The following is a 7,342-nucleotide window of genomic DNA, read 5'->3' on the forward strand; positions in this document are numbered from 1 at the left end:
TCGGCGTGGCCGGTGGTATCAAGGTGGCGTCCTGTGCGCCGCGCGGGTGTCGTGTGCTGCCACGGCCGTGAACCGATGGGAGTCCCCGGGATGAAGCTCAAGAAGACGTTCGTCGTGCTGCTCGTGGTCTTCCTCGGCTACTGGATGTTCACCGACCCCAACGGCCTCGCCGACGCGGCCAGCGGCGGAGCCGACACGACCTGGGCGGCGGCCCAGGACCTCTTCGGAGCGGTCATCGACTTCGTGGACGCGCTCTGAGGCTGCGGTGGGCCTGCTCGCGTCCGTGACCGAACCGGACATCCGCCGCCACCTCCTGCGCGAGGAGGGCGAGGTGGTCGTGGACGAGGTGCGCAAGCACCCGGTCGTCTACGTCCGGCCGGCGCTCGAGGGCTTCGCGGCGCTGCTCCTGCTGGTGGCGTTCCCGTTCGTCGACCTCGACCTCGCGTGGTTCCCCTTCCTGCTGGCCGGCGGCATCGCCGCCCACGCGGGCTGGCTAGCGCTGCAGGCGAGGATGGATGTCTTCGTGATCACCAACATGCGCGTCTTCCGGGTGCACGGCGTGCTCGCCCGGCAGCTGGCGACCATGCCGCTCGCGCGCATCCTCGACATCACCGTGGAGAAGCCCCTGATCGGCCGGATCCTGGGCTACGGGCACTTCGTCTTCGAGTCCGCCGCCCAGGAGCAGGGCCTGCGCGACATCCGCCACGTCGGCCAGCCGGACGCCCGGGACCTCGCCATCCAGCGGGTGGTGCAGCGCGCCGGGCTGCGTGGACCGCGCGGGGCCGGCTGATGACCCTGCCCTTCGACCCCATCGACGAGGCGGCCCGCCAGTGGGGGCTCCGCTGGGACGGGGTGCCCGCCATGCACGCCGTGACGTCGCTGATGCGCGTGCAGCAGCTGGTCATCGGGCGGCTCGACGCGCTGCTGCGCCCGCACGGGCTGACCTTCGCCCGCTACGAGGCGCTGGTGCTGCTCACGTTCTCCTCCCGTGGCTCGCTGCCCCTGGGCAAGATGGGGGAGCGGCTGCAGGTGCACCCGACGTCCGTGACCTCGATCGTGCGGCGGCTCGAGGGCGCCGGCCTGGTGGTGCGGCGCCCCCACCCCGACGACGCCCGGGCCGTGCTGGCCGAGATCACCGACAGCGGCCGCGCGCTGGTGGAGGCCGCGACCGCCGACCTGACCGCCGCCGACTTCGGACTGGGCGCGCTCGAGGACCACGAGCTGTCGTCCCTGTCCCGGCTCCTCGCCCCCGTACGCCGCGCGGCCGGCGACTTCTGAGCCGGCCCGCGGCGTCGGGCCGGGAGCTCGCGAGCGCCGCGGCTGGCCTCGTTTAGTAGGACGTCCTACTATTCCCTCATGGCCAACGAGCAGCACGACCCGACGGCGCGCGAGCGCTGGCAGTCCCGCTACGAGCGCTCGGCCGCCGGCGGCCGCGTGCGCGACGTCGACTTCAGCACGCTGTCGGGGGTGGAGGTCGATCCCGCCTACGGCACCGACGACTCGGAGTGGCCCGGCGAGTTCCCCTTCACCCGCGGCCTCTACCCGACCGGCTACCGGGGCCGCACCTGGACCATCCGGCAGTTCGCCGGCTTCGGCAACGCCCAGCAGACCAACGAGCGCTACAAGATGATCCTGGGTCGCGGCGGTGGCGGCCTCTCGGTCGCCTTCGACATGCCGACGCTGATGGGGCGCGACTCCGACGACCCCAAGGCGCTCGGCGAGGTGGGCCACTGCGGGGTGGCGATCGACTCGGCCGCCGACATGGAGATGCTGTTCGAGGGCATCGACCTCGCCGAGGTGACGACCTCGATGACGATCAGCGGGCCGGCCGTCCCGGTCTTCTGCATGATGCTGGTGGCCGCCGAGCGCGCCGGCGTCGACACCGGTGCGCTGAACGGCACCCTGCAGACCGACATCTTCAAGGAGTACATCGCCCAGAAGGAGTGGATCTTCGGCCCCGAGCCGCACCTGCGCCTGATCGGCGACCTGATGGAGCACTGCGTTGCGCACATCCCGGCCTACAAGCCGCTGTCGGTCTCGGGCTACCACATCCGTGAGGCGGGCTCGACCGCTGCGCAGGAGCTGGCGTTCACCCTCGCCGACGGCTTCGGGTACGTCGAGCTCGGGGTCTCCCGCGGCCTCGACGTCGACGTCTTCGCCCCGGGCCTGTCGTTCTTCTTCGACGCCCACGTCGACTTCTTCGAGGAGATCGCCAAGTTCCGCGCCGCCCGCCGCATCTGGGCGCGCTGGCTGCGCGACGTCTATGGCGCGCAGACCGAGAAGGCACAGTGGCTGCGCTTCCACACCCAGACCGCCGGGGTCTCGCTCACGGCCCAGCAGCCCTACAACAACGTCGTCCGCACCGGCATCGAGGCGCTCGCCGCGGTGCTCGGTGGCACCAACTCCCTGCACACCAACGCCCTCGACGAGACCCTCGCCCTGCCCAGCCCGCAGGCGGCCGAGATCGCGCTGCGCACCCAGCAGGTGATCATGGAGGAGACCGGGGTCGTCAACGTCGCCGACCCGCTGGGGGGCAGCTGGTACGTCGAGGCGCTCACCGACAAGATCGAGGCCGAGGCCAACGCGATCTTCGACCGGATCCTGGCCATGGGCGGCTCGACGCTCACCCACAGCGACCCCGAGGGACTGGCCACCGCCACCCGTGCGGGCGAGAACCCCGTGACGCGGGGACTGCTGCGCGGCATCGAGGACGGCTGGTTCATGTCCGAGATCGCCGAGGCGGCGTTCCAGTACCAGACGGCGCTGGAGAAGAAGGACAAGCGCATCGTCGGCGTCAACTGCCACGAGGCCTCGGTGACGCACGACCTGGAGATCGTGCGGGTCAGCCACGAGGTGGAGGTCGACCAGGTGCGGCTGCTGGCCGAGCGCAAGGCCGCCCGCGACGACGCCGCCGTGGCCGCCGCCCTCACCCGGATGGTCGAGGTCGGACGCACCGACGAGAACATGATCGAGGCGATGCTGGAGGCCGTCCGGGCCGAGGCCACGCTGGGTGAGATCTGCGACGCGCTGCGGGCGGAGTGGGGGGAGTACCGCGAGCCGGCACGCTTCTAGTCGGCGAGCAACATGGACCGCGAGCCGGCACGCTGCTAGCCGGCGAGCAACGTGGAGAGCGAGCCGGCACGCTTCTAGCCGGGTCGCACTGGCCCTGGGAGGTCGCCGTCGATAGCGTCGCAGGGTGAGCCACGAACGCGCCGGCACCCCGGCCCAGCCCTCCGACCTCGTCGACGTCGCGCACCTGGTGACGTCCTACTACACCGGCGTCCCCGATCCCGACGACGTCGACCAGCAGGTCGCGTTCGGCACCAGCGGTCACCGCGGCACCAGCCTGCGCACCGCGTTCAACGAGACGCACATCGTGGCGACGACGCAGGCGATCTGCGACCACCGCCGTGCCCAGGGGTACGACGGCCCGCTCTTCCTCGGCCGCGACACCCATGGGCTCTCGGAGCCGGCGTGGAGCTCGGCCATCGAGGTGCTCGTCGCCAACGACGTGACGGTGCTGGTCGACTCGGCCGACGGCTACACCCCCACCCCGGCGGTGTCGCACGCCATCTTGCGGGCCAACGGCGGCCGCTCCTCGGGGCCCGGCCTGGCCGACGGCATCGTCGTCACGCCGTCGCACAACCCGCCGGCCGACGGGGGCTTCAAGTACAACCCGCCGCACGGCGGCCCGGCCGACAGTGACGCGACCTCGGTCATCGCCGCCCGCGCCAACGAGCTGATCCGGGGCGGGCTGGCCGAGGTGCGCCGCACGCCGTTCACCCGCGCGCGGGCGGCGTGCTCGTCGTACGACTTCCTCGGCACCTACGTCGACGACCTGCCCTCCGTCGTCGACCTGGCCGCCGTCCGGGAGGCGGGGGTGCGGATCGGCGCCGACCCGCTGGGCGGTGCGTCGGTGGACTACTGGGCAGCGATCGGGGAGCGGCACGGCCTCGACCTCGCCGTGGTGAACCCGCTGGTCGACCCGACGTGGCGGTTCATGACCCTGGACTGGGACGGCAAGATCCGGATGGACTGCTCCTCGCCGTCGGCGATGGCCTCGGTGATCGCCCGCAAGGACGACTACGACCTCGCCACCGGCAACGACGCCGACTCCGACCGGCACGGCATCGTGACCCCGGACGCCGGGCTGATGAACCCCAACCACTACCTCGCCGTGGCGATCGGCTACCTCTTCGGCGGTGCCCGGCCCGGATGGCCCGAGGACGCGCGCATCGGCAAGACGCTGGTGTCGTCCTCGATGATCGACCGGGTGGCCACCGCGCTGGGCCGGCCCATGGTCGAGGTCCCGGTCGGCTTCAAGTGGTTCGTGCCCGGCCTGGTCGACGGCTCGTTCGGCTTCGGCGGCGAGGAGTCCGCGGGCGCGTCGTTCCTGCGGATGGACGGCACCACGTGGACCACCGACAAGGACGGCATGATCCTGGCGCTCCTCGCCTCGGAGATCCTCGCCCGCACCGGCAGGACGCCCTCGCAGCACTACGCCGACCTGGTGGCCGAGCACGGCGACCCGGCGTACGCCCGGGTGGACGCACCGGCCGACCGGGCCCAGAAGGCCAAGCTCGCGGCCCTCGCGCCCGAGGACGTGGAGGCCACCTCGCTGGCCGGCGAGGAGATCACCGCACGGCTCACCGAGGCGCCCGGCAACGGCGCGAGGATCGGTGGGCTCAAGGTCACCACCGAGAGCGCGTGGTTCGCCGCGCGGCCCTCGGGCACCGAGGACGTCTACAAGATCTACGCCGAGTCGTTCCGGGGCCCCGAGCACCTCGCCGAGGTGCAGGCGGAGGCCCGCGAGGTGGTGGCGGCGGCGCTCCGCTGAGGTCCGGGGCGGGAGGCGGTTGGCGCCGACGGCCACCCGTTGGTGAGAATGTCGCCATGACGCAGCAACCGTTCTCCCGTCCCGGTGCCATCGACCTCTCCGCCCTGAAGCGGCCGGCCGCTCCGGCGGCCCCCGCCGGTGGTGCCCCCGCCGGCGGCGCGCCGGCCGCCGGCGGGTCGGCGTACTCCGTGGAGGTGACGGAGCAGAACTTCCAGCAGGTGGTCGAGGGCTCGATGACCGCGCCGGTGCTGCTGGCGTTCTACTCGCGCACCCGGATGCCCGAGAGCGGCCAGCTCGCCGACGACCTCGCCGCGCTGTCGGGTGAGTTCGCGGGGCGCTTCCTCGTCGGCCTCGTCGACATCGACGCCGCCCCGCAGATCGCCCAGGCGATGCAGATCCCCTCGATCCCCCTGGTCGTGGCGGTGCTCGAGGGCCGCCCGGTGCCGCTGCTGCAGGACGCGCTGCCGCTCGAGGAGCTGCGCGCCGCGCTGACCCAGGTGGTCGGCCAGTTCACCGCCCAGGGGATCACCGGCCGCCACCAGCCCCGGCACGGGGAGGCCCCCGTCGAGGGCGACGAGGAGCCCCCGGTCGACCCGCGGTACGCCGCCGCGCAGGACGCCCTGGGCGAGGGCGACATCGACACCGCCGTCGCCGAGTACCGCAGGCTCGTCGAGGCCAACCCGGCCGACGCCGAGGCCGTGGCCGGGCTGGCCATGGCCACCGTGCTGCAGCGCACCGTCGGCGTCGACCTGAACGCGGCGCGCGCCGCCGCGGCCGCGGCTCCCGACGACGTCGACGCGCAGACCCTGGTGGCCGACCTCGACATGCTCGGCGGCCACGTCGAGGACGCCTTCACCCGCCTGGTCGAGCTGGTGCGCCGCAGCGCCGGCGATGACCGCACCCGGGCACGCGACCACCTGCTGGGCCTCTTCGCGGCCGTCGGCAACGACGACGAGCGGGTGCTCAGGGGACGTCGCGAGCTGGCCTCGGCGCTGTTCTGAGGGTGGCCGCAGCGTCGGGCGTGCCGGTCACGGTGCGACCCGTGCCTCCTGCGGCACCCGCGGCAGCCGGCGTACCGACGCCGAGCACAGCACGAGGGCACAGACGAGCAGGTAGGCGACGCCGCTGACCACCAGCACGTCGCGGAAGCCGTACGCCGCGGCGAGCGGCCCGAAGGCCAGCTGCCCGACCGGGATCGCCACGAAGGACCCGAGCGCGTCGTAGGAGTAGGCGCGCGAGAGCATCTCCTCCGGCACGTTCTCCTGCATCGCCAGGTTCCAGCCCATGTTGAAGACCTCGGTGCCGGCGCCGGCCGCGAAGGCGGCGGGGACCAGCCACCACAGGCTCGGCTGCGCACCGAGGACGAGGATGGGCAGGCCCAGGAACGTCATGCCGATCATGCCCCAGAGCAGCGGGCGCTGGAGCGGCACGCGCAGGAGCACCAGCGTCATCAGCAGCAGCCCGGCCGCCTCGGCGGAGAGCACCAGACCCCAGCCCTGCTCCCCGAAGGTCTCCTTCGCCACCGCCGGTCCGAGGGTTAACCACGCGCCCCCGTGGATGACGTTGAGGCCGGAGAAGCCGAGCACCACGACCCAGAGCCAGGTGGTGTGGCGCACGTAGCTCCAGCCGGCGGCGAGCTCGGCGATGGTACCCGGCTGCTCGGCCTTCCGCTCCGCACGCGGGACGCGCACGAACCCGAGCAGGACCGAGGAGGCGAGCCACGTGGCGGCGTCGATGCCGACCGCCCAGCCGGCGCCGACCGTGACGACCAGCAGGGCGCCGAGCGTGGGTCCGACGACGGTCAGGCCGCCCCGCACCAGCGAGATGAGGGCGTTGGCCCGCTGCAGCTGCTCGCGCGGCACGAGCTGCGGCATGATGCTGGCCATCGCCGGGAAGCTGAGCGCCGAGACGGTGCCGTTGACAACGCTGAGCACGACCAGCATCCACAGCTCCGCCGTACCCGTGATGACGAGCGCCGCGATGGCTCCCTGGGAGAGGGCGGACGCCACGTTGGAGAACTGCAGCACCAGCTCGCGGGGGAACCGGTCGGCGATCACGCCGCCCCAGAGCAGCAGCGCCACCATCGGGAGAGTGCGGGCCGCCAGCACCTGGCCGAGTGCGGCGGGGTCGTCGGTGATCTCCAGGACCGCGAACGCCAAGGCGATGCTGGCCATCATGGCGCCGAGCATGTTGACGGTGCGGGAGGCGAAGTAGAAGCGGAAGTTGCGGTCCCGCAGCGGGGAGAAGGACTCGGCCCAAGTCATCGCGGAGCCTCCAGCGAGAAGGCCGTCAGCGTGGCCGAGACGTGCAGCGTCCCCTCCGTGCGGGGCGGCGCATTGTGGTCGTGCAGGAGGCTTGAGGCCTCACGGAGCAGGGCGTGGACCCGGTCCCACACCTCGGGTGGCACCCAGCCCTCGATGTCGGAGCCGAACCCGCCGGGGCTCGCGCGGGGGATCCGCGAGCGGCGCTCGACCTCGCGGTGCACCGCCTGCAGGTAGGCGGTGA

At 72.6% G+C, this 7,342-nt stretch carries 8 protein-coding genes; 6 read left to right on the plus strand and 2 right to left on the minus strand.

Features of this window, described 5'->3' with window-relative positions; genetic code table 11:
- Positions 1–90 precede the first annotated feature (90 nt).
- From QZX64_RS08080 to QZX64_RS08105, 6 genes are all read left to right on the plus strand, one after another.
- Positions 91–258 (plus strand): hypothetical protein, encoded by a 168-nt coding sequence (locus QZX64_RS08080; protein ID WP_295658244.1) that lies wholly within the window; start codon positions 91–93, stop codon positions 256–258.
- Positions 259–283: 25 nt separating this feature from the next.
- The gene (locus QZX64_RS08085; RefSeq protein ID WP_295658245.1) at positions 284–790 is read left to right on the plus strand and encodes a PH domain-containing protein; all 507 of its coding nucleotides are present in this window, start codon (positions 284–286) and stop codon (positions 788–790) included.
- On the plus strand, positions 790–1,278 hold the full coding sequence (locus QZX64_RS08090; RefSeq protein WP_295658247.1) for a MarR family winged helix-turn-helix transcriptional regulator: 489 nt from the start codon (positions 790–792) through the stop codon (positions 1,276–1,278). Before QZX64_RS08085 ends, QZX64_RS08090 begins: the two co-directional genes overlap by 1 nt.
- A 78-nt stretch (positions 1,279–1,356) precedes the next feature.
- Positions 1,357–3,072 carry a methylmalonyl-CoA mutase gene (locus QZX64_RS08095; RefSeq protein WP_295658248.1) on the plus strand — a complete coding sequence of 572 codons (1,716 nt, stop codon included), beginning with the start codon at positions 1,357–1,359 and terminating at the stop codon, positions 3,070–3,072.
- Between the two features lie 124 nt (positions 3,073–3,196).
- Complete coding sequence (gene pgm, locus QZX64_RS08100; RefSeq protein WP_295658250.1) at positions 3,197–4,837, plus strand: phosphoglucomutase (alpha-D-glucose-1,6-bisphosphate-dependent); 1,641 nt, start codon at positions 3,197–3,199, stop codon at positions 4,835–4,837.
- Between the two features lie 56 nt (positions 4,838–4,893).
- Positions 4,894–5,838: a tetratricopeptide repeat protein gene (locus QZX64_RS08105; protein ID WP_295658251.1), complete on the plus strand. Its 945-nt coding sequence runs from the start codon at positions 4,894–4,896 to the stop codon at positions 5,836–5,838.
- A gap of 27 nt (positions 5,839–5,865) precedes the next feature.
- On the opposite strand, the gene QZX64_RS08110 is transcribed toward QZX64_RS08105, so the two are convergent.
- Together QZX64_RS08110 and QZX64_RS08115 are read right to left on the minus strand one after the other, a co-directional pair.
- Entirely contained in the window at positions 5,866–7,101 is a 1,236-nt protein-coding gene (locus QZX64_RS08110; protein ID WP_295658252.1) for an MFS transporter, read from the minus strand.
- The coding region (locus QZX64_RS08115; protein WP_295658253.1) for a hypothetical protein at positions 7,098–7,342 on the minus strand (245 nt) is incomplete at its 5' end. The genes QZX64_RS08115 and QZX64_RS08110, both read right to left, overlap by 4 nt.

This window comes from uncultured Nocardioides sp. (assembly GCF_902805925.1).
Lineage (GTDB): Bacteria > Actinomycetota > Actinomycetes > Propionibacteriales > Nocardioidaceae > Nocardioides.

Coding starts and splice junctions, on each gene's coding strand:
- QZX64_RS08080 (WP_295658244.1), top strand. CDS start 91: ATGAAGCTCAAGAAGACGTTCGTCGTGCTGCTCGTGGTCTTCCTCGGC.
- QZX64_RS08090 (WP_295658247.1), top strand. CDS start 790: ATGACCCTGCCCTTCGACCCCATCGACGAGGCGGCCCGCCAGTGGGGG.
- QZX64_RS08095 (WP_295658248.1), top strand. CDS start 1,357: ATGGCCAACGAGCAGCACGACCCGACGGCGCGCGAGCGCTGGCAGTCC.
- QZX64_RS08105 (WP_295658251.1), top strand. CDS start 4,894: ATGACGCAGCAACCGTTCTCCCGTCCCGGTGCCATCGACCTCTCCGCC.
- QZX64_RS08110 (WP_295658252.1), bottom strand. CDS start 7,101: ATGACTTGGGCCGAGTCCTTCTCCCCGCTGCGGGACCGCAACTTCCGC.